The organism is Flavobacterium sp. CG_9.10 (genome assembly GCF_015752245.1).
Classification (GTDB): domain Bacteria; phylum Bacteroidota; class Bacteroidia; order Flavobacteriales; family Flavobacteriaceae; genus Flavobacterium.
This window is the reverse complement of the sequence record NZ_JADOVD010000026.1, coordinates 1-20,259: the sequence shown is the minus strand read 5'-3', so window position 1 is coordinate 20,259 and position 20,259 is coordinate 1. Positions and strand designations below refer to the sequence as shown.

Below are 20,259 nucleotides of genomic sequence, written 5' to 3'. Positions count from 1 at the left end.
CTGGAACTGGATATTATGCGATTGCGACAGGAGCTGCTCCAACAAGCTGTACTTCTCAAAGCAATCCTGTTAATGTGGTAGAAGTTGCCAATCCAACAGCACTTGTATTAACAGGAAGTTCTGTTTGTGATGCCGGTACTGGTACGGTAAGTTCTTCTACCTCACAGTTAGGAGTGAGCTATCAATTGCGAATTGGTACTACTAATGTACAGTCTGCAAAAACAGGTGCTGGTGCAGCTCTTTTATGGTCTGGTCTTAACACAGGTACTAACTACAATGTAGTTTCAACAGGTGCAGCTCCAACGAATTGTCTAGGTTCAAGTAATAACGTCGATGTAGCAACTGTAAATTGCGCTCACATCTTCCCAACACAAACTACTTGTAGTAATTATTTGTGTGGACCTAAGGATACATTCACCTTGAAGAAAATTTGTGTTACATACGCGAAAGGGAAACCCGGGACAATTGGCAATGCAATTCCGGGAGTGTTTTTCTACTATGGTGATTTTACTGCTACTAAAACAAATGTTATCACTGATGCTACTGATGTGACAACAATTATTGTTGACCAAACAAGTACTGGTTTCAACGGTACATTTGATCCTCAAAACGCAAGTAACATAAGACTGCTTGTAGATGATTGTCAAACTGTAACGCCAATATCGATAACAATTGGAACACAAACTTCAAATATGGGGGATGTTACGATAGAATTTAAAGCGATAAAAGACAAAAAATATATTGTATCAGTGAAATATGATGTTAAATCTATAATTACCAGTATTATTAAATCAACCCCAGCATACTCGACAATCGGGATGAAAATAAACGGAGGAAGTCTTGAAGGTGTAGGTAAAGTAGATCTTGATACAAGCAGTACTTGTTCAGATACTTCAGTAACTCCTTCTGGCGGCGGATGTCTTGCTAAATTAGCTCCAACAGATACAAAAGTACTTGCAAGTACTACAACTGCGACTGAACCAGCCGGATTTGATGCGTATCCGGTTCCTTTCAAAGATGTACTTACAATCAAATACAATTTTGATTATGTGTCTGATGTGAAAATTGAAGTGTTTAATTCACTTGGAAAAGCAATACTTTCCAAAGCGGATACCAATAGTTATCTAAACAAAGAAGTTTCGCTTGACCTTAAAATGAATAAAGGACAAGAGCAAGTTTATGTTGTCAAAGTAACTACGAATCGTGGAAGCAGCACCAAAAAAGTAATGTCTTCTAAATAGTATTATAAAATTAATTTTAACTAAAAGCATCCGCCTAAAACGGATGCTTTTTTAGTGTTGTCCTGTCTTAAAATTGGTTGTCACCAAACAATTTAATCTTTTAATCACAATCCCCATTATTTTGTCATTCCGTCTCGTTTTTCGGAACGAGAGAGGAATCTCTTCAAACTACTCACGTAACGGTGATTGATCGGCTAATTTGTGCAATTCCTCATCTTCTTTTTGTTGGAATGATAAACGAGACGGAGATTCCTCTTTCATCGGAATGACAAATAAGACGGGGATTGCTTCGTCAGTTGGAGTGTTTTTTGTGTAATGGCTTCTCGATACATTTCAAAATAAAAAATTTTGAAATACTCGAAGTGACGGGAGGAGGAATGATATATAGTCGTCAGTTGGAGTGTTTTTTGTGTAAGGGCTTCTCGATACATTTCAAAATAAAAAATTTTGAAATACTCGAAGTGACCGCAGGAATAATAGGTTACAGTCGTCAGTTCGAGTTGAGTAGAAATTTGCGATAGAAAATTGCTACGAAGTATCGAGAACAGTACTTTTTAAATGTTTCTCGATACAATTATACGTTATTAAAACTAGCGTTTGAATAACGTATAATCACTCGAAGTGACGTTAAGAGGAATGATATATAGTCGTCAGTTCAAGTGTTTTTTGTGTAAGGGCTTCTCGATACATTTCAAAATAAAAAATTTTGAAATACTCGAAGTGACGTTAGGAGTAATGATAAATAGTCGTCAGTTCGAGTTGAGTAGAAATTTGCGATAGAAAATTGCTACGAAGTATCGAGAACAGTTGTGTTTAAATGTTTCTCGATACAATTATTCGTTTTTAAAACTAGCGTTTAAATAACGCATAATCACTCGAAGTGACTTTAAGAGTAATGATAAACAATCGTCAATTGGAGTGTTTTTTGTGTAATGGCTTCTCGATACATTTCAAAATAAAAAATTTTGAAATACTCGAAGTGACGTTAAGAGTAATGATAAATAGTCGTCAGTTGGAGTGTTTTTTGTGTAATGCAAAGGAACAAAATTTCGATAAGCTACGCTACTCGAAATGACGGTATCGAGAACCTTTTTACATCTAGATTTTACTCAATTTCAAATACCCAATATGCAAGATGTCTTCTTTAAGAATAGTCTCGCTTTTTGAGATTTTTAGCGAATAGAGATTTTTAAATTTTTCATCCAAAATATCTTCCACCTCGTAAATATCATCCACATCGATTCCGTATTTATCATCGATATGAGAAATGGCTCCTTTGAAACCAAAATGTTTGTAGAAAGTGGATTTTCTTGCTTTTTTGGAGGCCAATCCTAAACTTTTGGCAACGGTAAGTATTTTATAATGGTATTCTTCAAATTCATTTTCTTTATATCCTCCCAGATTAATGAAAAAAAGTTTATCCAAAGTGGAATCTGATGTAGCGTTTTTAGCGATAATTTCTATCGAAAAATTATCTACCACAGCGACTTCTCGCCACGCATCAATATGAATTTTACCTTTGGCTTCAGGCCAAAAAGCTTTCATTTGAGGAACCAATTCTTTTAAGGAATTCCCGATTCCAAAAAAAATATCATGCTGTTCCGTAAACCTTCCTAAGGGCTTGCAGCCCAGTATTATCATGTATAATTTAAGTTCTATATCCATTTTGTAAAGCTACATCTTTTTACAAAATAATTTTTGGCACAATTTATGGTTATCATAAAAAAACAAAACCCCTTAATAAATAAAATCATGAAAAAGATAATTACCCTTTTGGCAATTGTAGGATTATTTAGCTTACAAAGTTGTACCGTAACAGATAGTGGATCTATTGTGAGCGACATTCCAACAAGTGAAATATTTGAAGTGAGTACTTCATTTACTTCAACTAATGGTTATAGTAAATTGATACCGTTAAATCCACGTATTTATTCTTCGGATATCGTGCTAGTGTATCGATTATCTGGAACCACTTCACAAGGTGGTGATATCTGGAAATTATTACCGGAAACACATTATTTTACTGATGGAACTTTAGATTTCGCTTATGATTTTGATTATACCACTACCGATATTAGCGTTTTTATGGTGGGTAATAATTTACAAACTGTTTCTACTAATTATAGATTGAATCAGGTTTTAAGGATTGTAATTACTCCGGCTGGTTTTTCTCAAGCAATAGATAAAAATAACATCAATGCGGTAATGTCGGCTTTAAAGGTTGATAAAAGCCAAATTCAGAAAATTCAAATGTAACTACTGTTTTTACTACAACAAAAAAGGAAATCTTACGGTTTCCTTTTTTTATGCGTAAATAATTTGATTCGAAAGAAAAGTATATTTTTTGAAAGATTTATTCTGTTTTTCAGGACTATTAGGAGTTTTTTTGGTGTAATTTTTCTTTTTCGAATTCAAAAATAGTTGAAATGTTTTAGACAAAAAAGTCAGATAAATATTCTTTTTGGCATAACTTTATATACAATTTAAAACTATATGTTATGAAAAAGAGAATTATACTTATGACTATTTTTAGTATGTTGTTTTTATCAAGTTGTGAAGGACCACAAGGACCTCCTGGCTTAGATGGACAAGATGGATTTTTAAGCGAAGTGTTTGAACTTCGAAATATAAATTTTGGATTTAATGCAACGGACGGTTATACTATTTATAGAACCTTAAATCCCCAAATTGCTTCTTCGGATGTTCTTTTAATCTACAGATTGTCAGGAACCATAAATTCCAGTACACCAATTTGGCAACAAATTCCTAGAACTTTATTTTTGCTTGAGGGAGAATTGGATTACGATTTCGATTTCAGTAAACAGGATTTTACAATATTTGCCGGAGGAACTTATAATCTGGCTTTAACGCCAAGTTACATAAATGGTCAAACGTTTAGAATTGTAATTGTACCAGGTATTTTGACTAATAAATCAGCGAATAAACCAGATTTTTCGAATTACTACGCGGTAATAAAAGCCTATAATATTGATGATTCAAATGTGAAAGTGCTAAACTAATTCGATTCAAACATAAAAAAAGCTATCAATTGATTTTGACAGCTTTTTTTATGCTTTTTAAATTATTGGATTTTATAATTTTTAGAACTCCGTATTTTTATCATAATCTTCCTTTTTATTCATTTTCAGTGAGACTACGATTCCTACTAGTAGCGAAACGGCAATAAAAGCCAGTGATACCCATTCCGGCAATTCGATAAAGTCATGAAGTAACATTTTTAAACCTACAAAACTTAAAATAGCGATTAGGCTGTATTCTAAATAGCTGAATCGTTCCAGCATATTCGCTAAAAAGAAATACATGGAACGCAACCCTAAAATCGCAAAAATATTAGAACTAAAAACTATAAAAGGATCTTTAGTTATTGCTAAAATAGCAGGAACACTATCAAGAGCAAATACAACATCCATTACTTCAATAACTACTAATGCAACAAAAAGGGGAGTAGCAGCAGTAATATGGCGTCTTTTTACAAAGAAATGTTCTTTGTCGATATGATTAGAAATCGCCATAACTTTCTTTAGACTTTTAAAAACGAAAGATTTTTTAGGTTCAAATTTTTCGTCTTCGTTGTCAAATAGCATTCTCATCGCGGTATAAATTAAGAACGCACCAAAAACATAAGCGGTCCAAGCAAATTTATTAATCAGCAAAACACCAAAATAAATCATTGCGCCTCTAAAAACGACTGCTCCCAATATGCCCCAAAACAAAACCCTGTGCTGGTATTTTTTTGGAATTTTAAAAGAGGAAAAAATAACAGCGATAACAAATATATTATCGACACTCAATGATAATTCAATCAAATAACCGGTAATGAATTTTATAGATGCTGCGGCAGGTCTTAAATGATCTGGATTAGCAACATAATTATTTTCGTAAAGCCAGTAAATAACTCCCGAAAACATAAAGGATAACGCCACCCAAACGGCGGTCCATTTTCCTGCTTCTTTGGAACTGATAATATGCGGAGTTTTATTAAAAACGCCCAAATCGAGTGCAAGAAATAATACAATAGCAAGTAAGAATAAAATCCAGACAATCATAAAGGGAGTTATTTGAGTGATACAAAGATACTTTTTGATTTTTAACAGTACTGCTTATTCTTGTAAATCTTACTTCTTTGGTAATTAATTTATCGTTTTTAAAATTCTCCAATTATTTTCGAAAATTTGATATTAATAAAAAACAGGATAAAAATTAGCAGCTTGTTATTATTTGTGGTCATTCTTAAGAATTTCATAAAATTAAGAGCATGCCCATAAAAAACAGAGGTAAACTTTCACGAAAGTAATATTTAAATTATATTTGCATCGAAATTCAAGGGGTTTAATATAAAAATCATACAATTATGTCTACATTACGTTTTCAAGCTTTGAGAGAAGCATCGACTAGAAAGCCAGTTAAATTTGAAGAATCAGATAGAAAATCAACTATTTTTGGTTCAAATGTATTTAATGATAGAGCAATGAAGCAATTTTTAACTTCAGATGCTTTTAAAGGAGTGCAAGGTGCCGTTCAGCATGGAACTAAAATAGACAGAAAATTAGCTGATTATATCGCAATGGGTATGAAAGAATGGGCCTTAACAAAAGGGGTTACTCATTATACACACTGGTTTCAACCACTTACAGGGACAACTGCCGAGAAACATGATGCTTTCTTCGAAACCTCTTATGACGGTAGCGATCCGGTAGAAAAATTTGGGGGTGCACAATTAGTACAACAAGAACCAGATGCATCTAGTTTCCCTAATGGTGGAATTAGAAATACATTTGAAGCAAGAGGGTATACCGCTTGGGATCCAACTTCTCCAGCGTTCATATATGGAACTACTTTATGTATTCCAACGGTTTTCATTTCTTACACAGGAGAAGCATTAGATAATAAAATTCCATTATTAAGAGCATTATCTGCAATGGATTCGGCTGCAACTGAAGTTTGTAAATATTTTGACAAAAATGTTAAAAAGGTAACGGCGACTTTAGGATGGGAACAAGAATATTTCTTAATCGATAAATCATTAGCAGATTCTCGTCCTGACCTTATCATGACTGGAAGAACATTGCTAGGACATACTTCTGCAAAAGGACAACAATTAGATGACCATTATTTTGGTTCTATCCCAACTCGTGCATTAACTTACATGAGAGATTTAGAGCAAGAATGTATGTTACTTGGAATACCGGTTAAAACACGTCACAATGAAGTAGCTCCAAATCAATTTGAGTTGGCTCCTATTTTCGAAGAAACAAATTTAGCGGTAGATCATAACTGTTTGTTGATGGATGTAATGCAAAAAGTGGCGGAACGTCATGATTTGAAAGTATTATTCCATGAAAAACCTTTCAAAGGAGTAAACGGTTCAGGAAAGCACAACAACTGGTCATTAGCGACAGATACTGGAGTTAACTTGCTAAGTCCAAGTAAAACGCCAATGAGCAATTTACAGTTTTTGACTTTCTTTATCAATACTATTAAAGCCGTAAATGATTACGAAGCGTTACTTAGAGGAGCAATTGCAACTGCAAGTAATGACCACAGATTAGGAGCTAATGAAGCACCACCGGCAATTATCTCTGTATTTATTGGAGAACAATTGACTAAAGTATTGGCTGAATTAGAAGGTGTAACTGCTGGGAAATTATCTCCGGAAGAAAAAACAGATTTAAAATTAAATGTAGTTGGAAAAATTCCAGACGTTCTTTTAGATAATACAGATAGAAACAGAACTTCACCATTTGCTTTTACAGGAAATAAATTTGAGTTTAGAGCAGTAGGATCTTCTGCGAACTGCTCTAATGCAATGACTACTTTGAATACCATTGTTGCCAAACAATTGAAAGATTTCAAAATTGAAGTGGATGCATTGATCGAATCTAAAGACATGAAGAAAGACGATGCGATCTTCAATGTATTGAGAGAATATATCAAAGTTTCTAAAAATATCCTTTTCGAAGGAGATGGTTACAGCGAAGCTTGGGAAATTGAAGCAGGAAAAAGAGGGTTGAGTAACTTCAAAACAACTCCTGAAGCGTTGAAAGCAAGAGCTTCTAAACAAGCATTAGATTTGTTTTCTGAAATGGGTATCATGAACCACATTGAAGTGGAAGCGCGTTACGAAATTGAATTGGAAGAGTACACTAAGAAAATTCAAATTGAAGGTAGAGTTTTAGGTGATATTTCTAAAAATCACGTTATTCCTACTGCTATTCGTTACCAAAATACTTTGATTGAAAACGTTAAAGGATTGAAAGATATTTTTGGAGCTGAATTTGAATCAATTGCAAAAGAGCAAATTGTTTTAATCAAAGAAATTTCTGGTCATATCGAAGGAATCAATACTAAAGTAGAAGAGATGACTAACGAAAGAAAGAAAGCAAACGTTCTGACTGATGCGCAAGAAATGGCTGAAGCTTATTGTAATGCTGTAAAACCTTATTTTGAAGTAATCCGTGAGCACTGCGATAAATTAGAATTATTAGTTGATAACGAGCTTTGGACATTAACTAAATACAGAGAATTGTTGTTTACAAAATAATAATAAAAATATCTAAAATTTTACACCCGATAGGTTTCAAAACTTATCGGGTTTTTTTATGCGATTTTATTTACTTTTACGTTATTTAAAAAATGATAATTAATTATTTCACATGAAAATAAGACTCTTTTTGATTTTGTTTTTGAATATAATGGCTTTGTCTGCTCAAAGTAAAGTGGTCGTGTTTTTTGATTTTAATCAAGATGAAATGAATGAAAAATCAAATGAAGAATTTTGTACATGGATAGAAAATTCAAAAGACAAAGAGATTTTAAAAATTCAAGGCTTCTGCGATAGTATTGATTCGAATTTCTACAATAAAGACTTATCCTTCCGAAGAGCGAATAATGTGCTTGCTCTTTTAGAGCGGAATAAAGTTCAAATAAATAAAAATTTTGAATTGAAAGGTTTGGGAGAAGATTTTCAACAATCAAAAAATGCAAGTGAAAACCGAAAAGTTTTAATTTATTACCACGATAAGCTGGCCATAAAATCTTCTGATCCAAAAAAAATAAAAGGAGGAAGTTTAAGTATTGAAGATAATCAAGATAAAAAAATCGTAAATAATGAAACACAAAAAAATGGGGCTCTAATTGAAAAAGTTAATAATTCTAAAGTGGGGGATTTAGTAAAACTGGAAAATTTAAATTTTTATTTCAACTCCGAAAAAATTATTATAGAATCAGAACCCATTCTTTTAGATCTTCTTCAAGTTTTGAAAATGAACCCTCGATTAAAAATTGATATATATGGGCATATTTGTTGTAATAGCAACCCAAATGATGTTAAGCTTTCTTACAGAAGATCAAAATTTGTTTTTGATTATTTAATAAAAAACGGAATCGCAACATCCAGATTGGGGTATAGAGGATATGGTAGTAATAGGCCCATATATGCGTTACCAGAAAAAAATGAAGCAGAGCGAATTGCAAATAGAAGAGTTGAGATTCTTATTGTCAAAAATTAGTGTAATAAATTTAAAGTAGAAGAGATGACTAACGAAAGAAAGAAAGCAAACGTTCTGACCGATGCGCAAGAAATGGCAGAAGCATATTGTAATGCTGTTAAGCATTATTTGAAGTAATCCGAGAGCACTGTGATAAATTAGAATTATTAGTTGATAACGAGCTTTGGACATTAACTAAATACTGAGAATTGTTGTTTACAAAATAATAACAAAAACTATTTCATTAAAAATGCCTATCTATTTTGGATAGGCATTTTTTTATGGATCTATTTTAATTATAAATATTTGTGGTTCGATATTACAAAGGTCTTTTCAGGATAATTACTATCGCTTGTAATGCGAACTATTTTCTTATTTCATGGAGTGAAATGCTATTTTGTTTCCTTCGGTGTCGGTGAAGTGTGCCATAAAGCCATTAGGCCCTATTGAAGTTTTAGGTAAAACAACTTTTCCGCCAGCTTCTTCAACCTTTGCGATAGGAATACTCAAATCATCACCACCGTTGAGGTAAACTAAAGTGCCTTTGTCAGCGGGTTGATACGCGGCATTTTCCACTAAACTACCTCCAATTCCATGTTCCATGTCTGCCGGGAAAAAAGCTGATTTCATGCCCATGGCTTCCATTGGCTGCATTTTTGCTCCTAAAACTGTTTCGTAAAACGCTTGTGCTCTGCTTAAATCTTTTACTGGAATTTCAAACCAGTTAATTGCATTTTTCATCTTTTCTAATTTTTTTGTTTATCAAAGGTTGAATTACTCTTTTTTAAGACTTTGTTTTGCTGTTAAATGCTACACAAAGATTTTAAGTTCATTTTATTGTCTGTCAATTTTTATTTTTATAGCAGCTATTTACGCTGGTTGTCACCAACTAAACCGTTTCTTCTGCGGTGGTCGGGTCAATGGTTGTGGATATTCGACTGATGGAATTTGCGGGAAATCCACCCAATTTAGCATGTTCCCGAATCATTTCCTCATTTGGAGCAATATAAGTACAATAGATTTTGTCAGCAGTTACTTGGCTGTTAACCCATTGGATTTGTGGACCCATTTTGCCCACTACTCCGCAAGAAGTTTGCGAAATGGCTTTCAACTGCTGGGCAGTAAATTTACCTGCACCTGGAATCTCTCTTTCAATTACGTATTTAGGCATGATCTTGTTTTTTTAATTTCCTACTCGTATGGCTTTTCGGTAAGGCCCCGTTTTTTTAGTGGTCGCTGGTTTCCACTTTTCGAAGTTTAAAGTTTCTTAAACTTTTAAAGATTTTTATTGATAAATTTCACTTAAAACTAATGTGAAACTAGCATAATAAGTATTTAAATATATAGTATTTTATGATGGTTTTTAATACATAATAGTCTAACAATTAAAACATTACAACAAATTTAGTCAAATAATTTTATATTATAAAGACAGATTACAGATTTAACGAAACAGTTGAAAACCCCATAGGCAAAACCCAAAAAAAATAATTATCTTTGCCGCACAACCCAGTTGCTCAAAAGCGGCTTACACAACTACAATACATGAGTTCAGATACTTCAAAAAGATATGCACAACGTGGTGTTTCGGCATCCAAAGAAGATGTACATAACGCCATAAAAAATATTGACAAAGGTTTATTTCCTCAAGCATTTTGTAAAATTGTTCCTGATTATTTAACCCAAGACGAAGACTATTGTTTGATTATGCATGCCGATGGAGCGGGAACTAAATCTTCTCTAGCGTATATGTATTGGAAAGAAACAGGCGATATTTCGGTGTGGAAAGGCATTGCTCAAGATGCGTTGATTATGAATATCGACGATTTATTGTGCGTGGGAGCAACCGATAATATTATGCTTTCTTCCACGATTGGGAGAAATAAAAATCTGATTCCAGGCGAAGTTTTGTCAGCTATTATCAATGGAACCGAAGAATTAATCAAAGAACTGGATTCTTTTGGCGTGACCATACATTCCACCGGCGGGGAGACTGCTGATGTGGGTGATATCGTGCGTACCATAATTGTAGATTCTACTGTTACGGCTCGTATGAAACGCAGCAAAGTAATTGATAATGCTAATATTAAAGCCGGTGATGTAATTGTAGGAATGGCTTCTTTTGGTCAGGCTACTTATGAAAAAAGCTATAATGGCGGAATGGGAAGCAACGGATTAACCTCGGCGCGTCACGATGTTTTCGGGAAGTATTTGGCAACCAAATATCCAGAAAGTTTTGATGCCGCAGTGCCCGAAGAATTAATCTATTCCGGTCAGGTAAAATTAACGGATACAGTTGAAAATTCACCAATCGACGCCGGACAATTAGTGCTTTCGCCAACTAGAACTTATGCGCCAATTATCAAGAAAATTTTAGACAAATATTCGTCAAAAGATATTCACGGTATGGTACATTGCAGTGGAGGTGCACAAACTAAAATTTTGCATTTTGTACAAAATTTACACATCATAAAAGACAATTTATTTCCGGTACCGCCACTTTTTCAATTGATACAAGAGCAATCCAAAACAGATTGGAAAGAAATGTACCAAGTTTTCAATTGTGGACATCGCATGGAAGTTTACGTTCCGGAAGCGATCGCTCAAGACATTATCGCGATTTCAAAATCGTTTAATGTTGACGCCCAGATTGTGGGTAGAGTAGAAGCAGCCGACACTAAAAAACTGACTATCATCAGCGACTACGGAACTTTCGAATATTAGTAAAAAGCAAACACGAATTTCACGAATTTTCACTAATTAATTCGTGTGAATTTGTGAAATTTGTGTTTTTATATTTTTTGTCAGTTAGATTTTTATCGAGTTTTTTAATGCCAGTTTTTCATAGCAAATACCAAAAGAAATGTACGAATTAGTTTTTTGGAAATATCAGGAAGGAATTTATCTAAACCATCAACTAGTTTACGAGGCTCTTATGGAGCAGCAGGAAGTGGCCGGTCTGGAGGAACTTCCCACCGCTGTCATCCTCAATCGAATGAATTCCGTTTTCTCTAAATGGGAAAAAGTGGATGAAAACAGTTGGAAAAATCCAAATGGCAAAGGCGCTTTCCAAATACAAATTACACCGCAAAGCATCCAAATCGATTGCTACGGTACCGAAGGGAAAACCATGAATCTCTTGGTTGATACCATGTCCGAATTCAAATGCCCGCTATACGATCCGCAGGTTCCGGAGCGTTACGATGAAATGAGTGAATAGTACTTTTAGGAGCTAATCCAGCTATACATTACAATCTTTTTTGAAAATCACTTTTTTTGTAAAAAGAAAAAAGAGTTTCCGTTGGTCACTTTTTTTCTTTAACAAAAAATACGCCATTTTCTTCATAAGGATTTCCACTGCTATCTGGGCTATAAATTCAGTGTAAATCGGTGTCATCTGTAATTTCCGTGTGCTATTTTTTTATAAATTGCCTTAAAAAAATAATGACTCCAACTTTCGATTTCGCCCAAAATATCATCCTAGAAAATGAAACCGTTTTGCTCCGTCCTTTACAAGAAAGCGACGTTGAAAACCTATTGGAAATTTCTATCAACGAACCCGAAACTTGGGAATATTCCTTAGTTCGAGCCAACGGAAAAGAGAATTTAGAAAACTACATCCAAATCGCCCTAAAAGCCAGAGAAAACAAAACCGAAATTCCTTTTATAGTTTTCGATAAAAAATCAGGAAAATATGCCGGAAGTACCCGTTTTTACGATGTTAATATTGGATTCAAAACTTTGCAATTAGGATATACTTGGTACGGAAAACAATTTAGAGGAACAGGCTTAAACAAAAATTGCAAATTTCTGTTATTGCAATATGCTTTCGAAACTTTGGGAATGGAACGCGTAGAATTCCGTGCCGACAATAATAACCATCGAAGCATTGCCGCCATGAAAAGTATTGGTTGCAAAGTAGAAGGAGTTTTACGAAGTCAGATGCCAACTTTAGGCAGCGAGTTGCGCCGTGACAGTATTGTTTTGAGTATCCTAAGAAACGAATGGTTTGATGAAGTGAAAGAAAATCTAAAAGCCAAATTAAATAAAGCTTAAATGTCAGGAGTTGAGATACGGGTATTTTTACTGCGCTCGCTCGAATAGTAGTATTTGGAATTTTTCTTAGTTGGATACCTAATTTCATCCATAATTACCAGTATGGATGCAGCAATAATCAAAGAAAAAAAGCTCCAAACGGAGACAATATAATTTTCATAATAAAGAGTTGTGATTGTATAAGAAATGATGGTTGTGACAGCCAATAACCAAACTTTTCTAATGTTTAAAAATAAAGGAGGAGCAATTGTTGCAATAATATATAGCAAATCGGCAGGAATACTATATTTCATTGGATAGTTTTGTGAAAAGGAAATCGTGTAACCACTAATTTTTGCCTCAACAGCATACGTCATTAAGCAATACCCCATATAAAAAGCTATAAAAACACCAATGGCAAGCAGCACTCGCTGAAAAATTATATTTTCCTGCTCTTTCTCCAGTTTTAATGCCGCATAAGGAATCCATATCGGCCATACAAACTGACTAATAAATAGTAAGATATAGGTCGTGATTTGTTGGAGTGGAGCGAAAAAAGGTTTCGTTAATGCTAACCATAGAAAACCTTCAACAAATTGTTGCGCACAAAAAATAATCGGAATACAGGCGAAATAAATTTGATATGGTTTTCGTACTTGTTGTATCGAAATAACACTTACTGCTGCAAGAATAATACCTGCCCCAAAACTTATACTAGCTGAAAAACACATACGTTTTAGTTTATATGAATTAACAATTATTGTATTTAAAGTAGGTTAATGGGAATGGGTTATTGAAAATGTTTAGAACAAAACGATTGATAAAGTGCACTAAACTGCCTTTATCCATCATTTTTTAAACATTTGATTTAACCTGAAAGTTAGTTGAGTTTTAAATTCTTTCTAACTTGTAAATAATAATAAGATTTTGGGGACAGTGAGATTCTAAAAATTTAAAATCTCAGTTAAAGCTAATTTATAAATAAATTTTGAATTTTACAACTGAAAACCAGTGTTTTATAAAATAAACGAGAGACGGTTGCTTTGAAAAGTGCTGAAAAAAATCTAAAAACGAAATTATAGCAAAGAAACGCTACTCAATTGGTAAAAGTAAATTTTATGTTATTACATTCCAAAAACTGATTTTTCTTCGTGTGGTAAAACCCAATTTTTTATACAATGCAATAGCACCGAAATTCGTTTCGGTGACGTGTAAGTAGGGCGTTTTATTTTCCTCAAAAACAGCATTTACGGTATGGGCAACGAGCTGTTTTGCATATCCCTGACCGGTATGATTGGGATGCGTAACTACGGCGCTAACTTCAGTAAATTGATTTGTTTTCATCCGTTCTCCTGTTGCGGCAATAAGCAGGTTGTTTTTGAAAATCCCATAATACCTGCCTAATAGAGCCGTTTTCTTTTTGAAATAACCGGGTTGGACCAAAGTGACCAATTGAAACAATTCCTCAATATGTTCTTCGCCAAGTTCTACGATATTTTCTTTAATTTCCAAGTCTATTGTATGAGAAATGACCATTTGCAGACAAACCAATTCCTTGTTCAATTTAAGTGTGTTTGGAATTGTTGGTTTTTCTCCCACGATGAAAAAATTATCAACAATTTTAGCATATTCAGCAATAGGAGCAGCAGTGTTTTCGATTGTTATAAAACCACCAAAGGGACAATAATCCGGATGATAAAATTTTATATTATTGTATTCAATCGCAAAACTTTGATGGCTTTCGGATAATGAATACCAAACCGGATTGTCCAGTTTTTCGATATCTTTCATAGTAAAGATTAATTTGATTGATGAATGTTTTGATTTACGAATATATAGAATAAACGATAAATATTTTTTGTGCAAAATCTGATGAATTCATATCAGAATATGGCCTACTAAGTTTAGTTGGTAAAATTAAATCAAAGAATTGTTTATGGAAAAAAGAGTAAAGTTTGAGACGATCTCCTTTGATTTTATAAGATTTAAAAAAAAATAATTTAGATGTTCATATCCGGATTTTCAATTCCTGCCGACGGGGAATCTTGTCGGTGTGGTTTTGGCGCACTTATTTTGACGGTGCTCGTGTTTTTTATTTGTGATAAAGTTTCGACGCAATTGTCTACCAATTCTTCGGTGGTGCGTTTTATATAGTCACTTTTTTTAAATTGCATGACATTTTTATCCATGTCTTCTGCTGTCCATCCTCTGCTCCATCCTACGAAACTGAAAGGAGGAAAGATAAACCCCAAATCGGTAAAAAACCACATTAATTGACCCGCTACCGACTGAATATTGTCCTGGCCGCCGGTAATAATGAAAGCCGCTACTTTATTTTTAATTAAAATATTTTTATGAAGCGTAATTTGATTTTGCACCGTATTAAATCGTTCTGCCATTTTATAATACAATGACGAGGCATTTCCCCATCTAATAGGAGTGGCGAGTAAAACCACATCTGCCCACAATACGGTTTCCCGGTACACTTGTGTCATGCCGTCTTTGGCATCCATTTCGGTAATGCTGCAGGGCCAAGTACAGGCATTCATGTGTTGGGAATAATAGCCCTCACAATGGCGAAATTTCAACTCTCGAAGTTTTATCATTTTGGTTGCTGCTCCATATTTTTCAGTTGCATACGCCAACGCCTTTTCAAGAGCATTTTCAGAGGTGCTGAACCGTGTAAGATTGTCATTCATATTTGTGGTTGAGATGCCCAATATGTTTAAAGAGGTTCCTGTAGTTTGGTATTTTAAATGGATCAAATCATCCAACGCACTTAAATCGTGTGTGGCTTTTTTTGCTTTAATAATTGGTTCTTGGCTTATTAAAATGGCATCGCCATCCATTTTTATTTCATAAACAGTTTGCTGGTCCCCGTAATCCAAAGGTGCTTTTCCTGTTTCAATATTATATTCCCAGCCATGCCAAGGACAAGTAACATACAGACCGTCATATTTTTGTTCAACACAGCCTAAGCCTAACGGACCTCCTTTATGCAAACAGGCATTTCCTATGGCCGTGATTTTTCCGTTGTAATGAAACAAGGCTACTTTAGAATTTTTCACCTGCACTATTTTACTGCTTCCTTCGGGAAGTTCAGAAAGGGACGCTGCTTTTATGAAATCCATTTTTAATAATTTAATGTTAGAAACAAAAAATTGGGCTGTAATGTCAATCAAACTTCTCAAGTATTTTTTGCGGAAGTTTGCTGACGTTTAAATCATCGTTTGCAGATTGATGACAAATGAAATGAATTAAATATTTGAATATGAGTATATTGGTTACTATAAAGATATGAAAAAAGCATTTAATTCCAAAACTGTCGTAGGATTACAGAAATCTCAAAAATTGCTAATAGGAATGGGTGTAAAGTGGGAGATATTTGTGGTGCGTTTTTTGGTAAGTAATAAGATTTGGGGTTCGGAGCCGTCTACTCGATTGGCAGAAGATTTTATTTTGAAATTGTTAACCTGTTTGCGCGGATTTGCAATCCGTGCCCATAAAGTGATGACGAAATGTTTTTAAAGAGGTAGAAATATAACTACAATACAATAAGTCGTTGTTTTGGAGTAAAACAAAATCCATTACATACCGCTTTATTTTTGATGGTTTTATTGTCTAATAGCAAGAAGAAGCCAATTGGACTGCGCACGGATTACAAATCCGTGCTATCAAAATGTGCATTCGGATCTTATTTTCCCTCAAAAAAGTCAATTGCTATTTTAGTTATTATTTCGGGTTTTTCATAAAACACATCATGAGAACAATTGGGGATTACACAAAATTGGCTGTTTTTTATTGCATTGCGAATTTCTATCCCGTGTTCTAAAGAGTACATATCGCGATCTCCATATACAATTAATGTGGAAATTTTGATTGATTCCAAAACAGATTTAGGGAAATATTGTTCTTCTAACCACATTGTTTTTATTTCTGTGATGTATCGCTTCCAGTCTTTTTTAGATAATGATTGATAATAGGTAATCCAATTTTGTAAATGGCTTTCTACCCATAATATGTCCGATATGTTTTTAGTTTCGACCATTCCTCCCTCGGTTGTACCTTTTAAAGTATAGTTAGCTCCAACTGGAATCATCTTTTTTACTTTTTCGGGGCGTTTATGGGCAAGTAATAAAGCGGTGTTTCCTCCATCGCTCCATCCCATTACATAAAGACTGTCCAATTTGAGTTTATCTATCAATTCAGATTGATAATCGGCTAATAGTTGATAACTTAATGGGTTTTTGGCATATTCTGAACGACCTAATCCAGGCGCATCAGGGATGATAACTCTAAATTTCTCTGATAGTTTTGGAATAATCTTGGAGAAATCTCTAACATTACCAAGTCCGCCATGTAATAATAACAAGGGGATTCCTTTCCCGTATTCTTCATAATAAACCTTGGTTCCTTTTATGGTTACATATTGTCCATTGTTTGAACCATATTTAATTTGTCCAAATGTAAAAAGAGGTATTGTCAGGGTAATGGTTAAAAGTAATTTTATTAATTTCGACATCTGCATTTATTAGTTTTTATACGGTTTGGTTTTACTTGTATACAACCATATATACAACCATGTTTTTAAAATATATTATGTTTTTTGTATTGTTTATTGTGCTTTAGACTCTTTCAAATATAGTATTTATTTTGTTAAATTTATAATATAGGTCGATTCATTAATTACCCGATTGCGCCGAGTGCAATCCGTGCCCGTAAAGTGATGCCGCAATGCTTTTAAAGAGGTAGAAATATAAGGACAGTAAAATAAGTTGTTGTTTTGGAGTAAAACAAAACCCAGTACATTCACCGCTATATTTTTGATGGTTTTATTGTGTAAAAGCAAGAAGAAGCCAATTGGACCGGGCACGGATTGCAAATGCGCACTATCAAAATGTAGATATATCCGAGCCATAGGGGTTAAGTCATTGCGAGGAACGAAGCAATCTCATCCAGCTATCTATTGGTTTAGTTGCTCATCATTGTGTGCACAGTTTACATAGAATGCGCTAACGATTGTGTATATCTGAGTGATCGGGCTATACTACTCCACTAAGGCACAATTTTTAAAAGGCTTCAATAATGAAAAAATAAAATAAAACCCATATTCCTATAAAAAAGAATCCAAGATATAAGCTATTTAAATTTTTCTTTAAATCTTTTTTAATAAAAAGTCTGTACAAAATCCAGCCTAAAAAAAAGATTGTTAAACCTATTACCATTACAACTCTTGACATATTTTTTTTTTAAGTGTTATGATTCCATTCTATTTTCTACTGGTTATCGAACTTACGATATTTTTTTCGCATCGCCACTAACGTTTGGTCGCTTGGCGATGTGGCGGATTAAGGAAGCCTAAACTTTCGGTTAATGACTAATTTTCCAAGTACAAGACGAATTTCAAATTAAGCCAAATCCCGCCATATTGCCAAACGACGGTTGGCAGATCGGGCTATTTTTAGCATTTATTACTTGAGTGTACTTGTGTTAAAACAAAAACGAAAGTTAGTAATCATTTTAAAAATTTGATTAACTAATTTCCGTTTTAAGTTCTATTTGTTTTTTACAAACAATTTGTTGCGTTGTTTAATTCAACGCTGTCAATGTTGTAAATTAAAGTATTATTCGATGTACTGTACATAGATTCTGAAAAATTATCATATTTTTTTATATCAAGCACACCTTCGCCTTCTGAAAACGATAAGCATTTGTTTGATGTAATAAACTTAATAACAACTTTTTTTGCAATAAACCTTGTGTCGTTTTCAAAAGCAAAAGGTTGCCCTAAACCAGTTTTATCTCCCTCTTGTGTTAATGAAAAACTAATTTCTTTACTAGGTTCGATTATATAGTTTTTAAAACTCGCACCATTTTTATCATACAAAATAATTTCTACACTATCGGGAGTCAAATTTTTATAAATAAAATTAGTTTTTAAATTATAATCTATTCTGCTACCACTATCGCATGATATAAAAATTAATGTAAGAATTCCGATAGCAATGTATTTTATCCAAAATGTTTTCATTTAATGTTTTTTAAAGTTTATATTAGTTCCAGCGGTTAAATAATGCAGGTAAATTGTTTTCGGTTGTGTTGTCATGGTCAGTTATTATTTTATTTCTCCATTCCTCTGACTATACTACTCCACTAAGGCACAATTTTTAAAAGGCTTCAATAATGAAAAAATAAAATAAAACCCATATTCCTATAAAAAAGAATCCAAGATATAAGCTATTTAAATTTTTCTTTAAATCTTTTTTAATAAAAAGTCTGTACAAAATCCAGCCTATAAAAAAGATTGTTAAACCTATTACCATTACAACTCTTGACATATTTTTTTTTAAGTGTTATGATTCCATTCTATTTTCTACTGGTTATCGAATTTACGATATTTTTTTCGCATAGCCACTAACGTTTTGCCACTTTGAGATGGCTGGAAGTTCGTAACCGCTCAATTTTCGGCTTAACGTAAACGCGATGAGAAACGTTAATTCCACTAAATTCCAGCTAGCTCAAAATGGCTGTTACAGGCTGGTTGTTTTTTATTCATAAATTTCAAATGCTTTTCTGAATTTATTTTCTATAATTCTTTTGCTAAGCTTGTAATGTAAGCTTCCAAAGATTAACATTAGTAATATAAAAATAGTTGGTATCATTACATCATTTTTGTTTCCGAATGTAAGATTAATATAAGTTATCATACCAATTCCACAAACTAACCAAAATAACAAAAAATATTTTTGATATTTAAACTTTGGAAAAATTTCATATCTAATTTGAAGTTTTTTATTCACAAAACTATAATTTCCTTTTATAACGTAATAACTATGAGAAATTCTCAAATTTGAAGTTAGATAAAATGTTGAATCGTCGTAACGTCCGTAAAAGGATTTTGAGGAATCGAAGAAAAACAAATTAAATGGAGTATTTATTTTGAGTTGAGGATGTCCAATTTTTATTGATTTTTTTAATTTTTCTTTGAATTCAGTTACGTTAAGTTTTGATTGCATTCCCTTTTTGAATTATTATGAAGGTTTGTATTTTTCGTGTAGTGATGTATTCAACTTTTAATCTCAATTTCAATTTTCACGGTTCTGCTTTTCACATATCGATTTTCGAGTTTCTGCTGGCAAAATCCAACTTTCTGCTTTTTAGATTCCAATTTTCAAACTTCTGCTCTGAAATTTTTCTGCGTAAACAAATGCGTATTTTCTAATGATTTTTTTCTGCGTAATTTCGGCACAACTTGCCTGTAACGTCCCGGTGCTACACGAGGTTTGGGATTAAAAATGCGTAATCTTTCAGATTCGCCAAATCTCCCAAGTACAAAACCATATTTAAATTCAGCCAAATACCCAAATCTCGTGTAACGGCTGTGTGTGCCCTGCATACGCTCCCATTCCTCAAAAGTAGGAATTTTATCTAGAGGGTGCAAGTCCCTTATCGGCAAGTTGTTGTATTATATTGAG

At 33.5% G+C, this 20,259-nt stretch carries 19 protein-coding genes; 9 read left to right on the top strand and 10 right to left on the bottom strand.

Annotated features, from left to right (window positions below):
* Window positions 1-1,241, top strand: a 1,241-nt coding sequence (locus tag IWX84_RS15065; RefSeq protein ID WP_196851577.1) for a T9SS type A sorting domain-containing protein, incomplete at its 5' end; no start/stop codon positions are given.
* Window positions 1,242-2,339: 1,098 nt separating this feature from the next.
* On the opposite strand, the gene IWX84_RS15060 is transcribed toward IWX84_RS15065, so the two are convergent.
* A complete protein-coding gene (locus IWX84_RS15060) occupies window positions 2,340-2,906 on the bottom strand; it encodes a DUF1543 domain-containing protein (RefSeq protein WP_196851576.1) in 567 nt (188 codons plus the stop codon).
* A gap of 87 nt (window positions 2,907-2,993) precedes the next feature.
* Here IWX84_RS15060 and IWX84_RS15055 point away from each other — a divergent pair, with 87 nt between their 5' ends.
* The gene (locus IWX84_RS15055) at window positions 2,994-3,497 is read left to right on the top strand and encodes a hypothetical protein (RefSeq protein WP_196851575.1); all 504 of its coding nucleotides are present in this window, start codon (window positions 2,994-2,996) and stop codon (window positions 3,495-3,497) included.
* 242 nt (window positions 3,498-3,739) lie between these two features.
* A complete protein-coding gene (locus tag IWX84_RS15050; protein WP_231385510.1) occupies window positions 3,740-4,261 on the top strand; it encodes a hypothetical protein in 522 nt (173 codons plus the stop codon).
* Window positions 4,262-4,342: 81 nt separating this feature from the next.
* Here the strand turns inward: IWX84_RS15050 and IWX84_RS15045 are convergent, their stop codons facing one another.
* Window positions 4,343-5,308, bottom strand: a complete 966-nt coding sequence (locus IWX84_RS15045) for a TerC family protein (RefSeq protein WP_196851574.1) — start codon at window positions 5,306-5,308, stop codon at window positions 4,343-4,345.
* A 305-nt stretch (window positions 5,309-5,613) separates the two neighbouring features.
* On the opposite strand from IWX84_RS15045, the gene IWX84_RS15040 reads away from it, so the two are divergent.
* Both IWX84_RS15040 and IWX84_RS15035 read left to right on the top strand, forming a co-directional pair.
* The gene (locus IWX84_RS15040; protein ID WP_196851573.1) at window positions 5,614-7,803 is read left to right on the top strand and encodes a glutamine synthetase III; all 2,190 of its coding nucleotides are present in this window, start codon (window positions 5,614-5,616) and stop codon (window positions 7,801-7,803) included.
* A 112-nt stretch (window positions 7,804-7,915) separates the two neighbouring features.
* A complete protein-coding gene (locus tag IWX84_RS15035; RefSeq protein ID WP_317192123.1) occupies window positions 7,916-8,770 on the top strand; it encodes an OmpA family protein in 855 nt (284 codons plus the stop codon).
* A gap of 351 nt (window positions 8,771-9,121) precedes the next feature.
* Here the strand turns inward: IWX84_RS15035 and IWX84_RS15030 are convergent, their stop codons facing one another.
* Together IWX84_RS15030 and IWX84_RS15025 are read right to left on the bottom strand one after the other, a co-directional pair.
* Window positions 9,122-9,490, bottom strand: coding sequence for a VOC family protein (locus IWX84_RS15030; protein ID WP_196851571.1), 369 nt, complete (start codon window positions 9,488-9,490; stop codon window positions 9,122-9,124).
* Window positions 9,491-9,638: 148 nt separating this feature from the next.
* Entirely contained in the window at window positions 9,639-9,920 is a 282-nt protein-coding gene (locus IWX84_RS15025) for a DUF4242 domain-containing protein (protein WP_196851570.1), read from the bottom strand.
* A gap of 374 nt (window positions 9,921-10,294) precedes the next feature.
* Here IWX84_RS15025 and IWX84_RS15020 point away from each other — a divergent pair, with 374 nt between their 5' ends.
* The 3 genes from IWX84_RS15020 to IWX84_RS15010 all read left to right on the top strand — a co-directional run bounded on the left by IWX84_RS15020 (window position 10,295) and on the right by IWX84_RS15010 (window position 12,805).
* Window positions 10,295-11,473, top strand: a complete 1,179-nt coding sequence (locus IWX84_RS15020; RefSeq protein WP_196851569.1) for an AIR synthase related protein — start codon at window positions 10,295-10,297, stop codon at window positions 11,471-11,473.
* A 139-nt stretch (window positions 11,474-11,612) separates the two neighbouring features.
* Window positions 11,613-11,969, top strand: a complete 357-nt coding sequence (locus tag IWX84_RS15015; RefSeq protein WP_196851568.1) for a hypothetical protein — start codon at window positions 11,613-11,615, stop codon at window positions 11,967-11,969.
* Window positions 11,970-12,193: 224 nt separating this feature from the next.
* A complete protein-coding gene (locus IWX84_RS15010; RefSeq protein WP_196851567.1) occupies window positions 12,194-12,805 on the top strand; it encodes a GNAT family N-acetyltransferase in 612 nt (203 codons plus the stop codon).
* Here IWX84_RS15010 and IWX84_RS15005 read toward each other — a convergent pair.
* From IWX84_RS15005 to IWX84_RS14995, 3 genes are all read right to left on the bottom strand, one after another.
* Window positions 12,802-13,515, bottom strand: a complete 714-nt coding sequence (locus IWX84_RS15005; protein WP_196851566.1) for a DUF6629 family protein — start codon at window positions 13,513-13,515, stop codon at window positions 12,802-12,804. The two genes, IWX84_RS15010 and IWX84_RS15005, sit on opposite strands and share 4 nt — an antisense overlap.
* Before the next feature lie 385 nt (window positions 13,516-13,900).
* On the bottom strand, window positions 13,901-14,575 hold the full coding sequence (locus tag IWX84_RS15000) for a GNAT family N-acetyltransferase (RefSeq protein WP_196851565.1): 675 nt from the start codon (window positions 14,573-14,575) through the stop codon (window positions 13,901-13,903).
* Window positions 14,576-14,784: 209 nt separating this feature from the next.
* On the bottom strand, window positions 14,785-15,915 hold the full coding sequence (locus IWX84_RS14995) for a Rieske 2Fe-2S domain-containing protein (RefSeq protein ID WP_196851564.1): 1,131 nt from the start codon (window positions 15,913-15,915) through the stop codon (window positions 14,785-14,787).
* A gap of 166 nt (window positions 15,916-16,081) precedes the next feature.
* Between IWX84_RS14995 and IWX84_RS14990 the strand changes: the two genes are divergently transcribed.
* Window positions 16,082-16,312, top strand: coding sequence for a hypothetical protein (locus IWX84_RS14990; RefSeq protein ID WP_196851563.1), 231 nt, complete (start codon window positions 16,082-16,084; stop codon window positions 16,310-16,312).
* A gap of 166 nt (window positions 16,313-16,478) precedes the next feature.
* On the opposite strand, the gene IWX84_RS14985 is transcribed toward IWX84_RS14990, so the two are convergent.
* The 3 genes from IWX84_RS14985 to IWX84_RS14975 form a co-directional block, all read right to left on the bottom strand.
* On the bottom strand, window positions 16,479-17,306 hold the full coding sequence (locus tag IWX84_RS14985) for an alpha/beta fold hydrolase (RefSeq protein WP_196851562.1): 828 nt from the start codon (window positions 17,304-17,306) through the stop codon (window positions 16,479-16,481).
* Between the two features lie 1,044 nt (window positions 17,307-18,350).
* On the bottom strand, window positions 18,351-18,815 hold the full coding sequence (locus IWX84_RS14980; protein ID WP_196851561.1) for a hypothetical protein: 465 nt from the start codon (window positions 18,813-18,815) through the stop codon (window positions 18,351-18,353).
* A 517-nt stretch (window positions 18,816-19,332) separates the two neighbouring features.
* Entirely contained in the window at window positions 19,333-19,800 is a 468-nt protein-coding gene (locus tag IWX84_RS14975; protein WP_196851560.1) for a hypothetical protein, read from the bottom strand.
* Window positions 19,801-20,259: the final 459 nt, after the last annotated feature.